Annotated in this window: 20 protein-coding genes, 1 pseudogene and 1 other annotated feature; of the genes and pseudogenes, 5 read left to right on the top strand and 16 right to left on the bottom strand. The window is 44.7% G+C overall.

The window, feature by feature from the left end:
• The first annotated feature begins 319 nt into the window (after positions 1-319).
• Positions 320-964: a YesL family protein gene (locus CK1_RS09610; protein ID WP_015526055.1), complete on the top strand. Its 645-nt coding sequence runs from the start codon at positions 320-322 to the stop codon at positions 962-964.
• Positions 965-1,147: 183 nt separating this feature from the next.
• Here the strand turns inward: CK1_RS09610 and CK1_RS09615 are convergent, their stop codons facing one another.
• The gene (locus CK1_RS09615) at positions 1,148-2,674 is read right to left on the bottom strand and encodes a glycoside hydrolase family 31 protein (RefSeq protein WP_015526056.1); all 1,527 of its coding nucleotides are present in this window, start codon (positions 2,672-2,674) and stop codon (positions 1,148-1,150) included.
• Between the two features lie 707 nt (positions 2,675-3,381).
• Between CK1_RS09615 and CK1_RS09620 the strand changes: the two genes are divergently transcribed.
• Positions 3,382-4,209: an AraC family transcriptional regulator gene (locus CK1_RS09620; RefSeq protein ID WP_287082345.1), complete on the top strand. Its 828-nt coding sequence runs from the start codon at positions 3,382-3,384 to the stop codon at positions 4,207-4,209.
• Between the two features lie 22 nt (positions 4,210-4,231).
• On the opposite strand, the gene CK1_RS09625 is transcribed toward CK1_RS09620, so the two are convergent.
• The 6 genes from CK1_RS09625 to CK1_RS09645 form a co-directional block, all read right to left on the bottom strand.
• Complete coding sequence (locus tag CK1_RS09625; protein ID WP_306288859.1) at positions 4,232-5,953, bottom strand: ABC1 kinase family protein; 1,722 nt, start codon at positions 5,951-5,953, stop codon at positions 4,232-4,234.
• A 69-nt stretch (positions 5,954-6,022) separates the two neighbouring features.
• Positions 6,023-6,448 carry a hypothetical protein gene (locus CK1_RS09630; protein ID WP_287082343.1) on the bottom strand — a complete coding sequence of 142 codons (426 nt, stop codon included), beginning with the start codon at positions 6,446-6,448 and terminating at the stop codon, positions 6,023-6,025.
• A gap of 95 nt (positions 6,449-6,543) precedes the next feature.
• On the bottom strand, positions 6,544-6,921 hold the full coding sequence (locus tag CK1_RS09635; protein ID WP_015526060.1) for a diacylglycerol kinase family protein: 378 nt from the start codon (positions 6,919-6,921) through the stop codon (positions 6,544-6,546).
• Between the two features lie 265 nt (positions 6,922-7,186).
• Positions 7,187-8,266: an ABC transporter permease family protein gene (locus tag CK1_RS18280; RefSeq protein WP_353611159.1), complete on the bottom strand. Its 1,080-nt coding sequence runs from the start codon at positions 8,264-8,266 to the stop codon at positions 7,187-7,189.
• 38 nt (positions 8,267-8,304) lie between these two features.
• On the bottom strand, positions 8,305-9,501 hold the full coding sequence (locus tag CK1_RS18285) for an ABC transporter permease (protein WP_015526061.1): 1,197 nt from the start codon (positions 9,499-9,501) through the stop codon (positions 8,305-8,307).
• A 9-nt stretch (positions 9,502-9,510) separates the two neighbouring features.
• On the bottom strand, positions 9,511-10,209 hold the full coding sequence (locus CK1_RS09645; RefSeq protein WP_015526062.1) for an ABC transporter ATP-binding protein: 699 nt from the start codon (positions 10,207-10,209) through the stop codon (positions 9,511-9,513).
• Between the two features lie 232 nt (positions 10,210-10,441).
• Here CK1_RS09645 and CK1_RS09650 point away from each other — a divergent pair, with 232 nt between their 5' ends.
• From CK1_RS09650 to ilvN, 3 genes are all read left to right on the top strand, one after another.
• Complete coding sequence (locus tag CK1_RS09650) at positions 10,442-11,728, top strand: HlyC/CorC family transporter (RefSeq protein WP_021652503.1); 1,287 nt, start codon at positions 10,442-10,444, stop codon at positions 11,726-11,728.
• 183 nt (positions 11,729-11,911) lie between these two features.
• Positions 11,912-12,153: a binding site (T-box leader), on the top strand.
• Positions 12,154-12,253: 100 nt separating this feature from the next.
• Positions 12,254-13,972, top strand: coding sequence for a biosynthetic-type acetolactate synthase large subunit (gene ilvB / locus CK1_RS09655; RefSeq protein ID WP_015526064.1), 1,719 nt, complete (start codon positions 12,254-12,256; stop codon positions 13,970-13,972).
• A gap of 9 nt (positions 13,973-13,981) precedes the next feature.
• Positions 13,982-14,494: an acetolactate synthase small subunit gene (gene ilvN, locus CK1_RS09660; protein ID WP_021652505.1), complete on the top strand. Its 513-nt coding sequence runs from the start codon at positions 13,982-13,984 to the stop codon at positions 14,492-14,494.
• Positions 14,495-14,607: 113 nt separating this feature from the next.
• On the opposite strand, the gene CK1_RS09665 is transcribed toward ilvN, so the two are convergent.
• From CK1_RS09665 to CK1_RS09705, 9 genes and pseudogenes are all read right to left on the bottom strand, one after another.
• Positions 14,608-15,084, bottom strand: a complete 477-nt coding sequence (locus tag CK1_RS09665; protein ID WP_353611239.1) for a PfkB family carbohydrate kinase — start codon at positions 15,082-15,084, stop codon at positions 14,608-14,610.
• Positions 15,085-15,093: 9 nt separating this feature from the next.
• Positions 15,094-16,458, bottom strand: a complete 1,365-nt coding sequence (locus CK1_RS09670) for an MFS transporter (RefSeq protein ID WP_015526067.1) — start codon at positions 16,456-16,458, stop codon at positions 15,094-15,096.
• A gap of 18 nt (positions 16,459-16,476) precedes the next feature.
• On the bottom strand, positions 16,477-16,869 hold the full coding sequence (locus tag CK1_RS09675; RefSeq protein WP_008369413.1) for a VOC family protein: 393 nt from the start codon (positions 16,867-16,869) through the stop codon (positions 16,477-16,479).
• A gap of 9 nt (positions 16,870-16,878) precedes the next feature.
• A complete protein-coding gene (locus CK1_RS09680) occupies positions 16,879-17,907 on the bottom strand; it encodes a zinc-dependent alcohol dehydrogenase (RefSeq protein ID WP_044962122.1) in 1,029 nt (342 codons plus the stop codon).
• Positions 17,908-18,331: 424 nt separating this feature from the next.
• Positions 18,332-19,326: pseudogene (locus CK1_RS09685) on the bottom strand (ROK family protein).
• Positions 19,327-19,649: 323 nt separating this feature from the next.
• Complete coding sequence (rlmD, locus tag CK1_RS09695; RefSeq protein WP_015526071.1) at positions 19,650-21,104, bottom strand: 23S rRNA (uracil(1939)-C(5))-methyltransferase RlmD; 1,455 nt, start codon at positions 21,102-21,104, stop codon at positions 19,650-19,652.
• Complete coding sequence (locus CK1_RS18290) at positions 21,101-21,274, bottom strand: hypothetical protein (protein WP_015526072.1); 174 nt, start codon at positions 21,272-21,274, stop codon at positions 21,101-21,103. The genes rlmD and CK1_RS18290 overlap by 4 nt, the downstream gene beginning before the upstream one ends.
• Before the next feature lie 164 nt (positions 21,275-21,438).
• Positions 21,439-21,669 (bottom strand): hypothetical protein, encoded by a 231-nt coding sequence (locus CK1_RS09700; protein WP_015526073.1) that lies wholly within the window; start codon positions 21,667-21,669, stop codon positions 21,439-21,441.
• 283 nt (positions 21,670-21,952) lie between these two features.
• Positions 21,953-22,180, bottom strand: coding sequence for a CGGC domain-containing protein (locus tag CK1_RS09705; protein ID WP_015526074.1), 228 nt, complete (start codon positions 22,178-22,180; stop codon positions 21,953-21,955).
• Positions 22,181-22,247: the final 67 nt, after the last annotated feature.

The following is a 22,247-nucleotide window of genomic DNA, read 5'->3' on the forward strand; positions in this document are numbered from 1 at the left end:
ACCCATTTATTTCCTTGTAGCAAAACCAACATTTTTACATATCTGTTTTTGTATGTTTTTACTAACTCAGCACATGTATAAATGTCATTTTCCAAAAAACACAATTTTCCTTTCCTAACATAATTCCATGCGTGCCATCATTTTCACATGTGCACGCAAAGTTCCATGTTTTTTATACAGTCCCATAAACCGTGCTGATACTTATCTGCGTCCCCTCTCTTTACACACAATCAAAAACTATGCTAAGATTAGCTGTATCGGACTTTTCCCATATGGTCTGTTTTCATTTCTACATTTCTATATAAGGAGGTATTTCGTTATGAATCTTTTAAATGAAGATAATGTCGTCCATGTATTTCTCAACAAGCTGGGTGACATCGTGATCGCCAATCTTCTTTTTATTCTCTGCTGCATCCCCGTGATCACCATTGGGCCGTCACTAACTGCCCTTTATCACTGCATGATGCGTACAGTAAAAGGGAATAACAACGGCACAACGAAAACATTTTTCAGAGCTTTTAAGGAAAACTTCAAACAGTCACTGATCATATGGCTGCTGATCCTTGCTGCCGGAACCATGCTCATCCTGAATATCCGCTTTCTGCTCCATGCAGAAGGAAGCGCTGCACATATGCTGTTTTATCTTTCTGTGGGGGTTCTGACTTTGCTGATAATTTTTACTTTATACATATTCCCAGTGATCGCAACCTTTGCCAATACACTGGGGGCACTTTGCAGAAATGCATTTCTGCTAGCATTTATGCATTTCCCCACAACGATCGCCATTGCGGTGATCACGATCTTTCCATTGTATATGACATATCTCGATGCAAAGCTGCAGCCACTTTACGCATGCTGCTGGTTTTTCTTTGGATTTGGACTTGTAGCTTTTATAAATTCGATGCTGTTGTATCGATTTTTTAAGAAGCTGCTTCCTCCGGAGGAGGATATTTCGCTTTTGTGATGAAAAGCTTGGGAAAATTGTTATTTATTTAGATATAGTATTTTTAGATATAGTATTTTTAGATATAGTATTTTCGCTTTTCAAAGCGGAGGAAATCTGCGAGGGGGAAAGCACTCAGAGTTGCGAAGCCCGTTTTTCCCCCTCGCGCTCCCCTTTCCGGGCACGCAATTGTTGTGCGTTGTCCTACACTCTCCTCAAAACAACCAGCCCATCATTCTCACCAAGAACCACATTCCGGCCACCATTCAGTACATCACCCTCAGTCTCTCCAAGGCTAACACACCTCCACTGCCCCTCAGGCAAAGTCACACTTCTGACAACCTCCCCCTGCTTCCAAACAGGCGCCACCAAAAGCGCATCACCAACCATAAACTGATCCATCACCCTCTCCATACCCTGTCCAGGGAAAACAAACTCCATAGAACGGGCAATCGGCTCACCAGTAACTTTCGCACACTCTACAGCCTTGAAAATCTCCGGCAGACATTTCTCTCTGAGCGCCAGCGCAGCCTTAACCTTCTGAAAATCCGCCTCAGGCAGCACCCTCCACGGAGAAGCCGAAAACTGCATCACCGGCATCAAAGCCGCGATCTGTGCATACCGCACAAACATCTCCGGCGTACACGCATTCTCATTCCCATTCAAAAAGCAGGTATACTCACCCCCGCCAATCATATCCGGACTGCCAAAAGGATGCCCAGTAAGCCCCTGGAGCAACGTATCCGGGATCAATCCCGCAATACCACTCTCATCCCACTTCGTCTGCTTATCACAAAGTCTCTGCATCAGAGAATAACCCCCGGCCCGGAAACACACTCTCAGCTCATTAAACGCAAACTGCTCTCCAAACTCAGCCCAAAGCCTGGACAACTCATCCGTAGAAACATCACGGAACAGTTTATCACCCGCATGATAATAACAAGGATCACCCGCGTCCAGTTTAAAGCCATCCACACCCATATCCGTCAGAACATCCAGCTGATCCTTCAGCCACTTCATCGCATCCGGATTCGTCAGATCCAAAGCTGCAGAATACCCATTCCACCACTCCAGGATACGAGGTTTTCCCTCCGGAGTTTCAATCAGAAAATGCTTATCCCTAGCCTCCCGGAACTCCAACGTATCCGGAGTAATAAACGGACAGATCCACAGCATCACAGAAAATCCCATCTCATGCAATTCTTTGAGCATCGCCTTCGCATCCTTGAAATTATCCCCCCTGAACTGCCACCTTCCATAATAAGGAGACCAGCCATCATCGATCATCAGAACACCGGATGGAAAACCATTTTCCAGAATACCTTTTGCATATTTCAGGATATTCTTCTGGGTCTGATAATAGGTAAGTTCGATCCAGGAATTGTATACCGGTACTTTGAAAAACCTGTCTGAAAGTTTGATCTCATGAAATGGAAAATGCGCTTTCATGGCTGCCAGGTATGCACCTCGCAGATCATTGAAGCCATCTTTCAGAATGATAGGTTCCGGACCTTCCGCCAGGATCTCACCATTTCTGAAAGAAATGTGAAAACCTGCATCGCTCCAGATATAGCGGCCTTTCGAGGAAAGGAATAAAGGCATGATCTGATTGTGGGTTGGGTTTTCGCGGAAATCCCAGTCCACAATGTCGTCTGCACCTACGGGCTGGCGGTAGCCTTCATAGACTGCACCACCGTACCAGAATTCGTTTTTTAATATAGTTGTTTTCATGTTAAGGCTCCTCCTTTTATATGTAAATCTATTTTTTTAATGTTGAGGTTATTTTTTGGGGTATTAGTGTGAATTTATCCGCTTTTCAAAGAGTAGGAAATCTGCGAGGGGGAAAGCACTCAAAGTTGCGAAGCCCGCTTTTCCCCCTCGCGCTCCCCCTTTCCAGGCACACTATATTGTCGTACGCTGTGGGAATGTGTTAATGTATTGGCACGGCGATGTATTCTACGGTATTGATAATGCTACGCTCCGCCGATGTATTCATCCCGCTCCGTCAACCACATTTTCTCCAGCCGCTTCCCGTCTCGCCTGTAATCCCACCCACCACCGCCACTCTATCCCTTCCGCCCTGAAATACCAGCCCGTGAGGTTTGTGCTGCCTGTCGGCGGACTCTGCAGGAGGGGTGCTGATTCTTAGCCGCTGGAAATCTGCGTTGCTTCAAAAATTCTCGCTGTCTGAGCGGCTTCAGACGCGAGTTCGAGAATTTTTAAAGCGCTTTTAGCAGATTTTCAGCGGCTTAGAAGTCAGCCCCCGACGAAGCCCCGCCGACAGGCAGCACACACCTCGCGGGCGTCCGTATATCCATATCCATCCTTGCCCTTCCCACACCCAATATTGTATAATCACCTCATACAACATTCCATCCCATTTTGTGACCCAAAATTGCGTTTTTGTTGAATAACCCAAAAACAGGAGGCCCACCCAAATGAAAAACGATTCCAAAGAAACCCAAACCCAGCACACCCTATCCGTCTACTTCTGCGGCCAGGAAGACTGCGGCCCGAACCACTCCTTCGGCCCAGCCATGCGCCCACACTACCTCCTCCACGTGATCTTCCACGGCAAAGGCATATACCAGTGCAGCGGCCACACCTACCATCTGAAAGCAGGTGATGCTTTTCTCATCCGTCCCATGGACTCCATCTACTACCGCGCCGACACCTCCGACCCCTGGAGCTATGCCTGGGCAGGCTTTGACGGCTCCGCCTGCAAAGAAATCCTGAAACAAACCGTATTTTCCGACACCCCCATCTTCACCCCGGAAACACCCTCCCGGCAAAACAGCCTCCTCACCCACATGCAAAGCCTACTTGACACCTTTTCCGAAAACAACGGAAACGACCTTGCCTCCACAGGAAACCTCCTCCTGATACTATCCAACATGCAAAAAAAGCCCTCCGAAAGCAGGACCGACATCTCAAACCTGTACTTTCAGAAAGCCTCCGAATACATCAGAAACAACTATGCCTACCCCATCCAGATCTCAGACGTGGCACACTACGTAGGAATCGACCGTTCCTATCTTTACCGAATCTTCATGGAACATGAAAACACCTCCCCAAAACAATATCTCCTGAAACACCGCCTCCAGATAGCAGCCCAGCTTCTCTGCTCCTCCTCCTGCACCATCACAGAAGCAGCTCTCTCCTGCGGCTTCCGGGACGCTCCCTCCTTCTGCAACTACTTCCGCCAGGGAACCGGCTACACCCCAAAGGAATTCCGCAAAGCCTACAGCGGAACCATCTACACCTGACCAGACACCCGCACTCCGTCCTTTACCAGCCGGTCGGAAGATGATAGCTCCTAATCGCAGTTATAACAGCTGACCGAAACAATTCCATAACAGCAAAAAAAGACGGAAACCATCCCACAGACTCTGCAAATGATCTCCGTCTTTTATTTTTTCCTGAAAAGAAATGCTTGATAAACACATACAAAACAATAATAAAAGCAAACACATAACCAAAGGCGCCCAACGCCGGAATCCCCCACAACTTCGGCTTCATATCTGTGGTACAGATAATACTGGAACTGATCAGAAGTGCCATCACCCACAGCCCCATCACAATATTCCGCACCAGCCGCCGCAAAAGCCACGCCAGATCATCCGAGGCATGAAGATCCAGATTGATCTTTGTCTGCCCCTTCATACAGCCCTGAAGGAAATCCGCCGCCAGAGAAGGAATATCCACTGCACGTTTCAGGGACCAGGCAAGATTTTTTCCTTCTTTTTTGATCTCACGCTTCCAGTTCCCATTGCTGAACAGCTGCTCCTTGAGCCTTGCCGCAGCAATCTGTGTCATATTGATATCCGGGCAGATCTCAGCCAGAACCCCCTCCACATGAGTCAGCCCCCTTGCAAGCATAGTCAGTCCGTGAGGCATCATGATCTTATTTTCTTTCATGACCTCCATCAGGTCCACCATCACTTCAGCCACATCAATGTTCCCCATATCCGCAGTACCGTATTTCTCCATAAGTCCGCGGATATCCTCATAAAGCTTGCTGGAATCCGGTTTGCCTTTAAACTCCCCAAGAGCCAGGACCGCATCCTGAATCTTGCCGATGTTGTTCATGGCAACCCCTTCAATAGCTTCTGCGATCAGCTGACGATCGTGCTCTGTAAGCCGCCCCATCATTCCCATATCGATCCAGACGATCTTTCCAGCCTGGATCCGCACGTTTCCCGGATGGGGATCCGCATGGAAAAAGCCATCCTCCATCACCTGTTTGATGAAATTATCCACATATTTCGTTCCGACCTCATTAAGATCATAACCATTGGCCAGAAGCGCAGCCTTGTCATTGACCGCAAAACCGTCAATATATTCCATCACAAGAATATGCGGCGAAATGTACTCACGGTAGAGAATCGGCACTTTCACAAAAGCCACATCTTTGTTCTTTTTTGCAAATTCCGCCATATTTGCAGCTTCTGTCAGGAAATTCATCTCCTCCTGAGTCACAGTCCACAGTTCACTTAAAACCATGTTCAGATCCACCATGCCCTTAATGCTCACCGGCGGCATCAGGCGCACTGCTTTATGCATCAGGCCGATATCCCTGGCCATGGTCTCATAGATTCCTTTTCGCTGAACCTTGATCACAACCTCTTCACCTGTTTTCAGCGTGGCCCGATGCACCTGGGCAATCGATGCTGCTCCCAGAGGTTTCTGCTCAATATGCTGAAATTCTGCCTGCCACGGACAGCCCATGGACTCTTCCAGTACCTCGATCACCTGGGAAAAAGGCATCGGCGGTACCTCTGAGCAGAGCTTCATCAGCTCGTCACAGTAGCGTTTCGGCAGAATATCAGAACGAAGAGACATGATCTGACCCAACTTAATATAAGTTGGGCCCAGATCTTCCAGTATGAGCCGGAGCTTCTCAGGAGAAACACCACGGGTAATGGCATGTTTTTTCAGAACGGCTGTAATCTCTCTCAGCCGCTCTCCATATCCGCCTTTCTCTTTTTTCTCCTTTTCTTCTCTGCCCATAAACTTCTCCATTTACTGCTTCGTCTGCGTTGTCGTTTAGTCAAGCGGATATTTGCGATCCGCAGTCGGTTACTCTGCTGCCTGTTCTTCGCTCCCGGTATCTTCTGCATTTTCTGTTTCCGCAGAAGCTTCCTGTACAGCTTCCTCTGCCAGTTCTTCTGCTGTCTCGGCTTTCTCCTCAGCAGCCTCGGCCTGCATGCGCTCGATCTGCGCCTTCACAGCAGCCAGCTGCTCCGGTGTCAGCCTGGAAATCGTTGCCTTCAGTTCTTCCTGATCATTCTTTCTGGCTGCAGATTCCTTTACAGAATCAGCAGCTGTCTTAACCGTTGATTTGATGTTATGCTTCAGCTCCTGATTAAGAACCTTACCCTGTTCAACCGTAAGCTCACCCTTTTTTACCAGTTCATCCAGGATTTCTTTGGATTTCTCTGCTGTCACTGCTGCTGTACCAATACCCACCAATAAAATTTTCTTCAGTCCTTCACCTAATTCCATAATATTTTCTCCTTTCCTGAAACCGGCAGTTGCCGGACCATCACACCACAGTCCGACACCAGACCCTATCCTGAAACAAAAGTTTTCTGTTCCTGTCATATTCCCAGAAAAACAAGTCCCTTGGGAACAAAAATGATCAGTCCGACGATCGCTGCCATGATCGCTGCGATCAGTACTGCTCCGGCCGCTGTGTCCTTGGCGATCTTTGCCAATGGGTGACGTTCCTCTGTGACCAGATCCACAACAGCTTCCACTGCCGTATTCACCAGCTCCAGCGCCATCACCATTCCGAACAGCCCCAGGCAGATGCACCACTCTGTCACGGAAATCCCAAGGATCAGTCCTGCGATCACCACAAGCGCTGCCACCATACAGTGGATCTTCATATTTCTTTCCTTGCGGATGCAGGTAAAAATCCCCTGAAACGCATATCCGAAGCTTTTATACAGCGGATCCTTCTTTCTGCCTGCCATGTTCCTCACCTGATTTCCTGTTTGAATTATTCCCTCCAACGGGAAGTATGGGATTATTATAACAAGTTTGTAGTAATATTTCCAGTATTCCGGAAAATTTATGAATATTTAAGGAGTATATGTGGTTATTCACAGACAACTGTTCAAGCGGATAAAAGCATCCGCATTCAGTTAAACCACACATACTCCTGTTCCTGTTGCATATTCTGTAAAATTTCCGGATATTCTGAATTATTTTTCCGGATATATATACAGATGTCACATATTATTCCACATTTTTCAGTGCTTCATCCATGGGCACTTGACGGATTCTCCGGAATTCCAGCACTGCTACCACTGCATAGGCTGCGATTCCGATCGCTGTCATTTTCACATAGATCATGGGATCCACCCACATGGTGATCCATCCCGAAATACTGGAAAGCATCATCTCGCGGAACAGCACTTCCATGATCTGCCGTTCAACCGGAAGGCTTAACAGCAGGCAGAACACCACCACAAGTGATGTGGAAAGTATATACAAACGGCTGATCTCACCATTTGTATAGCCCAGGATCTTGGTCATGGAAATCGACTGGGCATTTTTTTCGATGATGACCTTGGAAAGCAGATAGATCACCACCAGGAAAATGATCACGGAAAATCCATACATCATTCCCATCATATCTCCCATGGAGACATCCAGCTGCCTGGATATTTTTGTAAGAGCCTCCAGATCAATGACAGAGCCGATATATTTTGAAGGGATATCCCTGATCTCTGTATCAGAGAAATATCCTCCAAAATAATCATCTCCAAGATCAAACGCCTCATTCAGTTTATCTCTTTCCATAAATACACAAAGGCTTGCCGCATAATCATAGATTCCATCTACTTTAAAGGAATACTCATCCTTCTCGTATTTTTCCTTCAAAGTTATGGTATCGCCCTCCTTGATCCGGAATTTGTCCGCATAGGCACTGGAAATATAAACACCGTCTCCCGAAAGATCCGCCTGGATATACCGGCTGTCAGGCTCCACACCGTAAAAAGCGATCTCCTCACTTTTATATTTACCAGGCATGGTATTCAAAGAATACGCAGAAAATTTTTCCGCATCTTTATTGTCCGTTCTGATATCCGTATAATATTCCAGAAGAGAATTCATGGCATCCTCTTTATTCCCAGAATAGGCACTTGCCGGAACCGAAAGCATGTACTGATATTTCGCCAGCATATTTTCCTGGATCTCAAGCTGATAATGATCCAGCGCAGACGGAAGAAGCATTCCGAAAAACAGCAGCAGATTTGCGAAAACAACTCCCACAAACAGCACCAGATAACTGCTGACATTCTGAAAGATCACCCGGAGGCGAAACCTGGAAAAAATTCCTATCTTCGGGCTTAAATACACTGCACGTTTCTGTTTTTACCAGAAAAATCCCTTCGCAGGAGCTTCAGAGGCGAAAGCTGCAGGCGGTACCTGAGCACCGCATGATCGATCAGTATCATAATGATGACCGGAACTACGGTTGTCAGAAGAAAGGCATCTGCATTCCATACGGTCACATAAGTCGGCAGACTATAGCTCCCGTAATACATGTCTGCACATACACCCTTAAATACGGTATATCCAAGAATATTTCCGATCAGGGCACCAGCCAGCGTGACCAGAACCGGAAGCGTCATATAATGAAGGATCAGCTCCCGTCTGGTATAACCGGATGCACGTAACGTACCGATAACACCGGCTTCCTTTCGGATCGTATTGCTGATGGTAATTCCAAACACAAAAGCCATGATCACGATCACAATATAAAGAAGCGTGATGACCATTGCCCTGTCTCCGCCCATATCATCACCGGTGAAAATGATCGCCTGGTTAAGATAACGTGGGACAAAGGTTTCCAGAGCTACCACTTTGCCAATGTCTTCCATGAGATTTTCGGAAACCTTCTTCTCCTCTTTTTCGTTCTTTGGCTGATGATCATATATCCATGCATAATTGTACCGGAGCTTTTCCTGATCCAGGTTTTCAAATTCCTCCGGGGCTACGATCGCCACACCAAACTTTACAGAATCAAACATGGAATCATTATTATTCTGAAACAGGGCACTGTAATCCGAAAGTGCCACCAGGCCTGTGATCTTCCAGGATTTTTCACCTCTGATCAGGGTATCTCCTACCTTAAGACTGTTGTTATCCGCATACATACGGTCAATGGCGATCTCGCCCTGCCCTGACGGCATTTCTCCCTTCATCAGGCAGACCTTATTCACCTTCTCACGGTTTTTAAAAAAACGCATGGTGCTTCCGTTATCCAGATCTTCTTCTATATAGTAGTTCTCATAAAGCTTAACACCGGCAGCTTCAATATCCTTCCACTGAGAACTGTAAATCTTTTCCGCAGTACGGAAATTTCCGTTTTCGATGTTATATTTATCAAAGCTCTCATTATAAGCCTTCAGCATGCTTCCATCGGCTACCAGAAAGCCAGACACAAACCCGATGGTCAGTACCATCAGCAGGAAAACCACCAGATATTTTCCAAATTCCCCCTTCAGTTCCCTGGGGATACGTTTACGTAAAGGATTCTTCATAATGCCCCCTTACCATTCCAGGTCAGCAGCCGGAATCTTCTGCTCATTCTGATAGTTTCTGCGGATCATCCCGTCACGAAGCTTTACCACACGGTCTGCCATATCCTTGATGGCATCGTTATGAGTAACCATGACTATAGTATTTCCGTATTTGTGATTGACTGTTTCGATCAGCTTCAGGATTTCCTTGGAGGTGTTGTAGTCCAGAGCGCCGGTAGGCTCATCACAAAGCAGGATATCCGGATTTTTTACAATGGCACGTCCAATAGCAGTTCTCTGCTGCTGACCTCCCGAAAGCTGGTTCGGAAGCTTCCGCTGATGTTCATAAAGTCCCAGTGTCTCCAGCAGTTCATCCACATCCAGCGGTCTGTCACTTAAATAAGCACCAACTTCAATATTCTCCCTCACAGTCAGATTGGGAATCAGATTATACATCTGAAAAATATATCCCAGATGTTTTCTGCGGTAGAGGGAAAGCTTCTTTTCATTCATATCCTCCAGCTGTTCTCCCTGAATGGTAATGCTTCCTGCATCTGCTCCGTCAATGCCGCCAATAATGTTTAGCAGCGTGGATTTCCCGGAACCGGACGGCCCCAGAAGCACACAAAATTCTCCCTTTTCAATCTCAAGATCGATCCCCTTCAGAACATCTACATGGCTCTCTCCTGCCCCGAAGGATTTTTTGATTCCTTTTATCTCCAGAAACATAAACCGCTCCTTCCATTCCTATACAGTTCTTCTTTATATATGAATACACATATATGTTAGTCTGAACTTACTCTTTTGTCAAGAAGCAGACTTATTTTCGTATTTTTTCCATATATCTATATGCGCTGTACCGGTCCGGCTCTTGCCAAAATCCAGTAAAACGTATATAATGTGGGAGTATCTGTATATTTTTAACCAAATAATCTTATTTTTAAAGGAGTGAATATTGAAAGTGGACCCCAGCGACACTTACCAGATAATCATATTACTTATTCTGCTGGCATTGTCAGCCTTTTTCTCATCTAACGAAACCGCGCTGATGTCGGTAAACAAGATCCGTCTCCGCTCTCTTGCAGACGAGGGAAACAAGCGTGCAGCCATGGCTCTCGATATCCTGGAGAACCAGACGCCCAAGCTTCTCAGTGCGATTCTCATCGGAAACAACATTGTGAACATTTCAGCTTCTTCCCTTGCAACCACACTTGCATACAGCTTTGGCGGCTATATGGTCAGCATCGTGACGGTGATCCTGACGGTTCTGATCCTGATCTTCGGTGAGATCACCCCCAAGAACTACGCAACCATTAACTCTGAAAAGATCACCCTCCGCTATATCCCGGTCTTTAAATTTCTTATGACCATCATGACACCGGTGATCTTCATCATCAATCTCTTTTCAAGAGGTGTGATGCGCCTGATGCGTGTGGATCCGGATGCAGCCAGCAAGGCCATGACCGAGGAGGAGCTTCGTACTATCGTGGACGTCAGCCATGAGGACGGTGTCATTGAATCCGACGAAAAAGAAATGATCTACAATGTGTTTGATCTTGGAGATGCCACAGCCAAGGATATCATGGTTCCAAGAGTACATGTTACCTTTGCGGATGTGGAATCCACCTATGATGAGCTGATCGATATTTTCCGCGAGGATAAGTTCACACGTCTGCCGGTTTATAAGGACAGCCAGAACAACATTGTGGGAATCATCAACATGAAGGATCTTCTTCTTTACGACAAAAATGAGGAATTTGTTATCGATCATTTCCTCCGAAAGCCACATTTCACTTACGAAACAAAAAGCATTTCCGATCTTCTTGTGGAAATGAAGGACTCCACCTTCAACATTGCCATTGTACTGGATGAATACGGTGATATGGCCGGACTGATCACACTGGAGGATATCCTGGAGGAGATCGTGGGTGAGATCCATGATGAATACGATGAGAAGGAGGACGAGCTTGTCCAGAAGATTTCCGACCGGGAATATATCATCGAAGGTTCCATGCATCTGGATGACGTAAATGATCATCTGGATACGGAACTGGATTCCGAGGATTATGATTCCCTGGGTGGATTTATCATCGAACATCTGGATCGTCTGCCTGTTGCCGGTGACGAAGTGATCACAGAGGACGGAATCCGTCTGATCGTAGAAAAGCTGGATAAAAACCGTATCGAGAAAGTGCATGTCTACCTTCCGGAAAAAGATCCTGAAACACTGGATAATACCGAATCCTGAGTAAGCAGGCTCCAGCTCCGTAACAATAAACAGCTGATGTACTGAAAAAATATTTAATACTTAATATCATCCATATCGGAACTGTTATCGTAATCCCCGGCTCACCCGTTGAGCCATCAGGATTTTTGATTGACAGTTCCGATATTTTATATTATAATGATAGAAAATTTTTATCCATATTTACTAAATGCAATGACAGGGAGTAGTACACAGTCTCCGGATGCACAGAGAGAAGATGGCCGGTGAGAATCTTCGTGACTGAACTGTGGAAGTAGCCCTCGAGCAGTGGACTGAACCATGGATCTTCATGCAGTAGGCTTCATCGTCATTCCCACGTTACAGGGAGGCAGTATAATTTTGTACTGGCAGAGAGCAGAGTTTTACCTCTGAAAACAGGTGGTACCGCGGAATCATCCGTCCTGAGCATATTTTATCCGATATGCCGGGACTTTTTTATTGGAAAAATTTCTCGCGGCAGCCCTTATCTGCTTAACTTTTCACATCATCAAAGGAGGGAACCAATTCATGAAACAGATTTCCGGAAACAAATTGCTTGTAAAAGCCTTAAAAGAAGAAGGCGTTGATGTTCTGTTCGGCTATCCTGGTGCCTGCACCATCGATATCAGCGATGAATTATATAAACAGAGCGGCATTGACATCATCCTGCCACGTCACGAGCAGGCCCTTGTACACGAAGCAGATGCCTATGCCAGAACTACCGGAAAGGTTGGCGTATGTCTCGTTACCAGCGGTCCCGGAGCTACCAACCTTGTTACAGGTCTTGCAACTGCCAACTATGACAGCGTTCCGCTTGTATGCTTTACCGGACAGGTTGCCCGTCACCTCATCGGAAACGATGCGTTCCAGGAGGTTGATATTGTCGGGATCACCAGAAGCATCACAAAATACGGTGTTACCGTCCGCAACCGTGAGGATCTTGGACGTATCATCAAGGAAGCCTTCTATATCGCACGCACCGGACGCCCAGGCCCGGTTCTCATCGACCTTCCAAAGGATGTAATGGCCGAGCTGGGAAGTGCTGAGTATCCGAAGACCGTCAATATCCGTGGCTACAAGCCTAACACCAGCGTGCATATCGGACAGCTAAAGCGTGCCCTCAAAATGCTGCAGAAGGCCAAAAAACCTCTGTTTCTTGCTGGCGGCGGTGTGATCATTTCCCGCGCGCAGGAGATTTTTACCCAGGTTGTTGAGAAAACTCAGATCCCGGTTGTCACAACCGTCATGGGACGTGGCGCCATTTCCACAAAGAACCCTCTGTTTATCGGAAATCTCGGTATGCACGGCGCTTATGCCGCAAATATGGCAGTGAATGAATGCGATCTTCTGTTTTCCATTGGAACCCGTTTTAACGACCGTATCACAGGCAAGCTCCATGAATTTGCCCCACATGCACAGATCGTCCACATCGATATTGACACCGCTTCCATTTCCAGAAATATCCATGTAGACATCCCCATCGTTGCCGATGCAAAAGAGGCAATAACAAAAATGAATGAATATGTACAGGACTGTAATACCGGCAAATGGCTGAAGCAGATCCAGGAATGGAAGGAAGAGCATCCTCTTACCATGAAAGACCGTGGTATTATGGGACCGCTGGATATCATCGGCGAAATCAACCGCCAGTTTGACAAGGCCATTCTTGTTACCGATGTAGGTCAGCATCAGATGCTGGTGAGCCAGTATGCAGACATCACCGAGAACCGTCAGCTGATCATGTCCGGCGGACTTGGAACCATGGGTTACGGCCTTCCAGGTGCCATCGGTGCCAAGATCGGTAATCCGGATACACCGGTCATCTCCGTTTCCGGTGACGGCGGCATGCAGATGAACATTCAGGAGCTGGCTACCGCAGTTCTGGAGGAGCTTCCGATCATCTGCTGTATCTTTAATAATGAATATCTCGGAATGGTCCGCCAGTGGCAGAAGCTTTTCTACGGAAAACGTTACGCCATGACAAATCTGAAGGCCGGTGCACTCTCCCGCCGCACAGACGGTCAGGAATATCCGGAATACACACCGGATTTCATCCGTCTCGCAGAGAGCTATGGGGCAAAGGGTATCCGCGTAACTGAGAAGGATCAGATCGCGGCTGCTTTCGAAGAGGCTAAAAAGAATACAAAAACTCCTACGATCATCGAATTTATCATTGATCCGGAGGAAATGGTTTACCCGATGGTCAAGCCGGGCGGCACCCTGGCTGATCTGATCATGGATTGTTAGGAGGAATGAATGATGGATAAAGGAATGAAAAAAAGATGGATCTCTCTCTACGTTGAAAACCAGGTCGGTGTTCTTTCCAAGATTTCCGGTCTTTTCTCCGGAAAGTCCTATAACCTGGACAGTCTTACTGTTGGAACCACCGAGGACCCCACAGTTTCCAGAATGACCATCGCCACAGTCAGCGATGATGAGACTTTTGAGCAGATCAAAAAACAGCTGAACCGTATGATCGAGGTGATCAAGGTTATTGATTTTACAGACGTGTTCGTTCGAATGAAGGAGATCCTTTACATCAAGGTAAAGGGCTGCTCCCCGGAAGATAAAGTAGAACTTTTCCAGATTGCTGAGACTTTCAAGGCACGTGTCATCGACTATGGAAAAGACAGCCTCCTTCTGGAATTCGTCCAGACCGCAACCAAAAATGACGCGGTCATCAAGCTTATCAAAGAAGAGTTCAAGCATATCGAAGTTGTCCGCGGCGGAAGTGTTGGAATTGAATCGATCAGTATGATGGAAAGATAAAAGCGGAATAATACTCCGACAGAAAAACACGGGGCTGATGCTTTAACGATTAATAAATCGTGATTTTTACAGCCCCGAGTTTGTTCATATACATTCATTATTTCTGCATAAATTCAAGCACTGCCTCTTTCGTCGGAATCGCAGGGATTCCGCCTCTCTTTTGCACACACAATCCAGCAACTGCATTTCCCAAAACAGCACACTTTTTTGATTTCTTCCCATTCCATTTTTTCAACATTCTTATTCATAGAAAGGATACTGCATAATACGCCTCCCCAGAATGAATCACCTGACCCAGTCGTGTCGACCGCATGTGTCTGAAATGCTTTGATGATTTCTTTTCTGCTTTTTGTTGCCATAAGAACGCCCTGTTCTCCCAATGTAATGGCAACCAGCTTTGGTCCCATGGCAAGGAGTTGATCTGCAGCCTGCTCATAACTTTTCGCCTCTGTCAACAGAATACTCTCTTCATCCGATACCTTCATGACATCTACCAATTCTATGACAGATCTCATTTTTTTCACTGCATACTCTTTGCTCTTCCAAAGAGACGAGCGATAATTTGGATCATAGGAAGCAACTCTCCCAATGCCACGATATCAACTTTTTCTTCCATTTTTTAGTTCCTCTACAATCTCGTTATAACGTTTTTTATTTAACCGGTAGAAAAATAATACAACCGCAGTCACAATCCACAGTACACCCGGAATCGTCGTAAATGCATGTTTCATAATTGAAAGTACAATTGCATTTTGTGTCTGATTTGCAATATAACCATATTTTCCAAGTAATCCTGCTAAAAGTGCTGTTCCAACTGCCATTCCGATTTTATTTCCAAGTGAAATAAATGCATACTGAAAACCGTCATTTCTAAGTCCTGTTTTCCACTCCCCATATTCCACACAGTCTGGAATAATTGCATAGATTGCGGTATTAAATCCAGAGAAGAAAAACTGTGTGAGACCAGATAATGCATAAAAAATAGCTGGTGATTCTTTGGCATTGAAGAAAAACATAAACAACATGGAAATTCCTGTAAATAAAGCAAAGAGAGATGCTGTTCTTCCTTTGTTATTCAACTTGCGGAATAATGGTTGAAAACAGGCTGCCCCGATGATAGAAGGAATAATAATGCACATCGAATAAGTTGTGTAGTAGGAGGCATTCCCTTCCACATATGTAAAATAATACAGAATATCTGCGTTTCTACCATACAATGTAAATCCAAATAATATCTGTCCTGCCAATGCAAGAAGATATGGTCTGTTCTGCATAACTGCTTTCAACTGTATCTTTACAGAAATTTTTTCTTTTTCCGGAGTAATCACTGCCTCTTTCGTCTTCGCAAAGCAGAAGAAATGACAGGCTGTAAAAATACATCCATATATGACCGCCACCGTCAGATATCCTGTCTTTGCACTGTGACTGCCGAATTTGCTGAGCAGTGGAACTGTGATAATATTTAACACACCAATTGCAATCATCGCTGCAACCGAACGGGATGTATTTATTTTTGCACGTTCATCAATATCCTGTGTCATAGCACCACACAAGGTTCCATATGGAATATTCACACAGGTATACCCCAAAACCAGCAGACAATATGTAATTACCATATAAATGATCTTTCCATTCTGCGGCCAGTCGGGTCTTGCCCAGAATGTCATAACAAGAAGAATCGCTGTAATTGGTGCCGCTACTAACAGCCATGGACGGTACCGTCCCCATCTCGATTTTGTTTTATCCGTAAGTCCCCCGACGATTGGATCATTGATCGCATCCCAAAATCTTGAAAAAAGCATAAGTGCTGACACAGCCGCCATACTGATTCCGAACACGTCTGTATAAAATATCATCAGAAAATTACTGACGAACATCCAGCTGAAATTACATCCGACATCACCAAACCCATATGCAATCTTACTGATCAGCGGTACTTTTCCATTTTTGTTTTCGCTTCCCATATGTCCCTCCTATTTTTATCAGAGTTTCTGACAGAACTCTATTCTTTCCTCATTTGGTCCCTTGATCATAAAAAACTTCACACCATTTTCCCAAAATGGCAGTTCTTCGATTCCGTCTGTAATAATTGTGTATTTTTCATTGCAGATTTTCTGATACATACTTTCAATGTCTTCCACATCAAGTGCAACATGTTGATATGCACCGTCTGACATTGCCGCCTGCCCATTTTCAAAAGTCTCTATACAGTAATTTTTTATCTGTAAAAATGCCACTTTTTCCCCTGCTTTTTCATTATAAGACTGCATAATTACTTCAAATCCAAGACTCTTATAAAACTCAACTGTTTTCTGCAAATCGTTTGTCGGAAGCCCGACATGGGCAACTCCGACAATTCCATATTTATTTTCCATACGAACTCCTTACTTTTCACTGACATTGATAATTACTTTCATCGTTGTCTCGCGGTTATCATCAATATACTGGTACGCCTTCAGATAATCTTTAAAAGCAAATGTCTTTGAGATGAGCGGTTTCAAATGAACTTTGCCCTCATTTACCAGTCTGATTCCATCTATGTAATCATCATGGCGGTACATCATCGTGCTCTTAATGTCAAGTTCGTGGTCATTTGCCACTGCAAGATCTACTTCTGCCATTCCTGCAAAAACAGCCACCAGTACGATCGTGCTTCCTTTTCTTGCATATTTAATTGCCTGTCCCATTGTGATATTGTTTCCGGCACAGTCGTAGATCACATCTGCCTTATCCGGTCCAAATGCTTCGATCATTGCCTCACCGAAGTCTTTATTTTGGGTATTCACACACACATCAATTCCACATTCTTTTGCCTTTGCCAGTCTAAGATCACTGATATCTGTGATCATCACTTTCGCTGCCCCCATTCCTTTTGCTGCCTGTGCCACGAGATTTCCAATCGGTCCTGCTCCAAGGACTGCAATATTCATGCCAGCCACATCGCCCATCTGTTTTACACCATGGACTGCCACAGCAAGAGGTTCGATCATAGCTCCTTCTTCATAGGACATATCTTCTGGAATCGGTGTTACTTTAGATGCATCCACTGCAAAATACTCAGATGCTGTTCCTGTCGTCTGAAATCCCATTACTTTTAATTCCTCACAGAGATTATACTTTCCATGACGACATGGATAGCAATGTCCACAATATACCTGCGGCTCTATCGTCACCTTCTGTCCCACATGAAACTCTGTGACATTTTTTCCAAGTTCTGTAATCTCACCGGAAACCTCATGTCCCTGTGTTACCGGATATTTTGTAAACGGATGTTTTCCATGATAAACATGAATATCTGATCCACAAACACCAATATTCATAATCTTTACCAACACCTGATTTTCCTTTACCTCCGGAACCGGAACCTCTCTGAAAATAATTTCTCCTGGATTTGTCATTACCTGCTGTAACATAATTGTTTTCTCCTTTTTTATCATAATTGTTTCCTCCTTATTTATATTGTTTTATTTGGTCTTTTATAAATTGTTTTATTAAAGTAATTACATTATTATCCTGTAAACACGATTTGTCAATATGTTTTTCATAATTTTATATATTTCATAATTTTAAAATACATTTTTTGTGTATTTTTCACAATCAACACGAAAAAAACGGAAAGGAAACCGTAGTTACTGTTTTCTTTCCGTTTTTTACTATAATATCTTTTTCTAATTTTACACAACTTCTCGTTTTTCACACATATAAAGCGGACATCTGCATTCACTTTGCAACCTGTCAGTGGGAGCTTTTAACTCCAACAGAGTGAACATCCCCTTACCCAACGCTTGATGCCCTGCGCACCAGATGCGGTGGACTGCTTATCTGCGTTCAAAAAATTTACAATTCTGCCATATGTTTTGTAAAAAAGTATTTCGCGGCTCCAACAGCCGACGCTTCTTTCTTATACGAACAATTTTTTAAGTATGAAACATCATGCTCAAAGCCATTATATGCCATCACTTTTTCTCCCAGTGGTATCATATAATCTGACAATACACCTCCCACATCACCTCCGAGTATAATATCCATATCATATGCCATCCGCAGATTTGATATCAAAACAGCAAGATGATCCAGATACTCATTCCATGTCTGCAAATTTTTTTCATCACCACTTTCAATTTTTTCCATAAATGCATCCAGTGACTGCCTGTTATCTTGTGTCAGTACACTTGCAGCACAATATGCATCTGCACATCCTGCTTTACCACAATAACACTTTCTTCCACCGGGAACGAGTATCATGTGACCAAACTCACCTGCTTTCTGGTTCTGCCCTCGAAACAGCTTTCCATCTATGCAGAATGCGCCTCCTAAGGTGTGGTTCAAAGACAGATATATCGCATTTGGATACTTTTGCTTTTTTCTGCAAGCATTGCAGCATTAGCATCGTTTTCAAAATATACTGGAATTTCCAAAGCCTGCTCTAAAAAGCGCAGACTATAATTCTCTATACCTAAAGCATGGGATTTTAAAACGATCCGTTCTTTCTGATCAATAATTCCTGGAATCGCCACTCCAATCCCAAGTAGCGTATCCTTCGCTAATTCGCCTTCAAGAAAAGTTTTGACCTTTTGTGCCACTTCTGCACAATAGGATAATTCTGCCGTAAATTTTAAACGGATGCGATCTTTTTTTATAATCTCATCTCCAAGATTTACTAATACCATTTCTATATGATTCGCTGTAATCAAAATTCCCATTGCATGACAGTATGACTTATTAATCCCTATACTTTTTGCCTTTCGTCCACCGGTCGAAGCATATTCCCCAGTTTCTTCCAACACCATTTTTTCTAACAAGTCATTCACATTTGCTAACACAGTCGGCATACTCAAATTTAAATCTTTTGCGATTCCCGCCTTGGATGTAATATGATTGTTCAGCACATAATTAATTATTCTTTTTCTTGTTATATTTTTTTATCTTTATTTTCCGTTTTCTTACCCTCTTTTATTAAATATATTATAAAAGAATTATATGCTTTTTTATTCTTCTTGTAAAGCAATGTTTTATAATAAATCTCCGACAAAATTTATCTTATAAACAGCAAAAAGCTCCCGAAGGAGCCTTCCACGCTTTAGAACACCAATTCTTTTAACACAATCTCTTCTGCCATATTACGAATACCATTTACCAATCTGACCCATTCCATCTAATCACGAGCCTTCAACTCAGCACTGGTTGCATCCAACTCATCTAAGTCTAAGTCGCTCTCTATCGTGTCATCTGGTTTTTGCGCGAGCAACGAGGCAAGCCGAGATGCTTGCATCTCGATTTGCCGACTGCCGCGTTCATCGAGACGAGTACTCTTGTCTCGATGTTGGGACAAAAGAACAATCGTCTCAACATGAACGCCCTGGCAGAACTGATCCACTGCACAGGCGTGGGTCATCTCATATCCTGCCTCATAAAATGCCGGGAGGTCTCTCACAAGACTTGTAACCTTGCAGGAAATGTATACGATCTGGTCTACGCCGTAAGCCAGGATCTTTGGAAGGGCTTTGGGGTGAACGCCATCTCTGGGCGGATCAAGAATGATCATATCCGGTTTCTCCGGCACCTCGTCCAGAACCTTCAGCACGTCTCCGGCAATAAAACGACAGTTATCAATGCCGTTAAGTGCAGCGTTTTCTCTGGCGGCTTTTACCGCATCTTCCACGATCTCCACACCGATCACCTCGCTGGCAACAGACGCTGCAAGCTGTGCAATAGTTCCTGTTCCGCTGTAAAGGTCAAACACTACCTTATCTCTGGTATCTCCTACATATTCCCGCACCTTGGAATACAGGATCTCTGCAGCCAGGGAATTTGGCTGGAAAAAGGAAAAGGTGCTGATCTTAAATTTCAGTCCAAGAAGTTCTTCATAGAAATAATCCTTTCCATAAAGGATCTTCGTCTCGTCGCTCTGTACCACGTCGGATAAAGAATCATTTAAAATGTGCATGATCCCCACGATCTTCCCTTCCAGCGGAAGTGCAAGAAGCTGTTCTTTCAGAGGCTCCAGATCATATTCTTCCTGGGTGGTGGTTACCACATGGACCAGGATCTCACCACTTGTGACGCCTCTTCGAAGAAGAAGATGTCGAAGATACCCCACATGCTGCAGCTTTTTATAGAAGCTGGCATTACGCTCCAGGAAAAACTCCCGCACACAGACTAGGATCTTCGTCATATCCGGATGGACCAGTTTACAGTCATCCGTATTCAGGATATCGTAAGTGCTTCCCTTCTTGTGAAGTCCAAGGGACAGCGGCCCATCCTTATACTCATCCCCAAAGGAAAACTCCATCTTATTGCGGTACCCGAACTCAATAGGACTGCCGTAAATCCCATCCCAGTGATATAAATGATCTGCAGCCTCAGCTTCTTCCGTCCCATCACCGTTCTTCCCGATCTTAGCCAGACTTTCTTTTACTGCCCCATCCAGAAGTTCTCTCACCTGGCGCTCCTTCATCTCCTTCTGCGCCTCATAGCTCATGGTCTGGTACATGCAGCCGCCGCATGACGGAAACTCCTGACAGGCAGGTTCTCTTGTTTCCAGGGGAGATTTCTCCAGGACCTCCAGAAGACGTCCTTCCGCCCGGCCGGAACGTTTTTTATTGATCATAAACCGGACTTTCTGTCCCGGGATTCCGTTTTTACAATTACTTTCTGGTCATCAACCCAAACAAAACCTTTGTTTGGAAATTCCACTTTTTCTATAATACCTTCGTAAATTTCACCTTTTTTCATAAATCCTCTTTCTGTTTTATAACCAGCAGACAATAGTTCGAACATTCAGGATCCTCTTTACTGTCTGCTCATGAACGCCAGCGTTTCACGGTCCGTCTTCAAAAATCAAGCCCCGGTATCGCGCCGGGGCTTCAATTATCCGCTTCTCATATCATACATAACAGACAGCCATTCTGATCTGTTCAAAACAGCCTCTGCAGTGAAAGTTCTTACTCTTCCTCATCCTCGAAATAATCATCGAAGTCATCATCAAAATCTTCTTCAAAATCTTCCAGGTAATCCGGAGCGAAGAAACGATATACTGCAAATGCGATTCCTGCAACAGCTGCAACTGCGCCGATGATCGCCAATACCCAAAGGACTGTGTTCTTATCTTTCTCTTCTTCTTTTTTCTTCAGTGTTGCGAGCAGTTCTTCAAGTTTTGTTGTATTTAAATTCATAACACTGCACCATCCTTTCTTTCTGTTCGGCTGTACTTTCTGTCAGTAAATCTGCGGCGCAGCGTTTTTTGAGGTCGCTGCACCCGAGCCTTTTTTAATGTTCTTATTATACCACCATATGTCTGGTTTTACCAGAACTTACACAAATTTTCGCAGAAACATTCTATAAAAAAATCGCCGTATTTCCGGCATTTCCGGAAAGATACGGCGGTTTTCTCTTATTCTTTATGGGTTCCTCGGATCACTTTGATCCCGCGTTCTTCTATCAGACCGCAGATCTGTGTTATCCGCGGACATTCCTTTTTTCCTCATTCAGACGGCATACCCCGACATGGATGACGCTGATCTTTTCACTGACCAGCCGATCTGCCTTTTCCAAAATCCCCTCATCTTCAGCAGGTTCTTTTGCATTGGTTTCTTTGCATCCGTTGCATGTCATCACAGCTGCCAGAATCGTATCTTCCGGATAGCCGGAAAAAAATCTCTTCTTTCCCGAAATGCAGACAGACATCCTGCCCTGGTACACACATCATTGGAATTAAGGCATGTCAAAATCCCGATCTTTTTCATCTTTTTCC

Origin of the sequence: Ruminococcus sp. SR1/5 (assembly GCF_000209835.1) — a bacterium.
In the GTDB taxonomy this organism is placed as follows: domain Bacteria; phylum Bacillota; class Clostridia; order Lachnospirales; family Lachnospiraceae; genus Blautia_A; species Blautia_A fusiformis.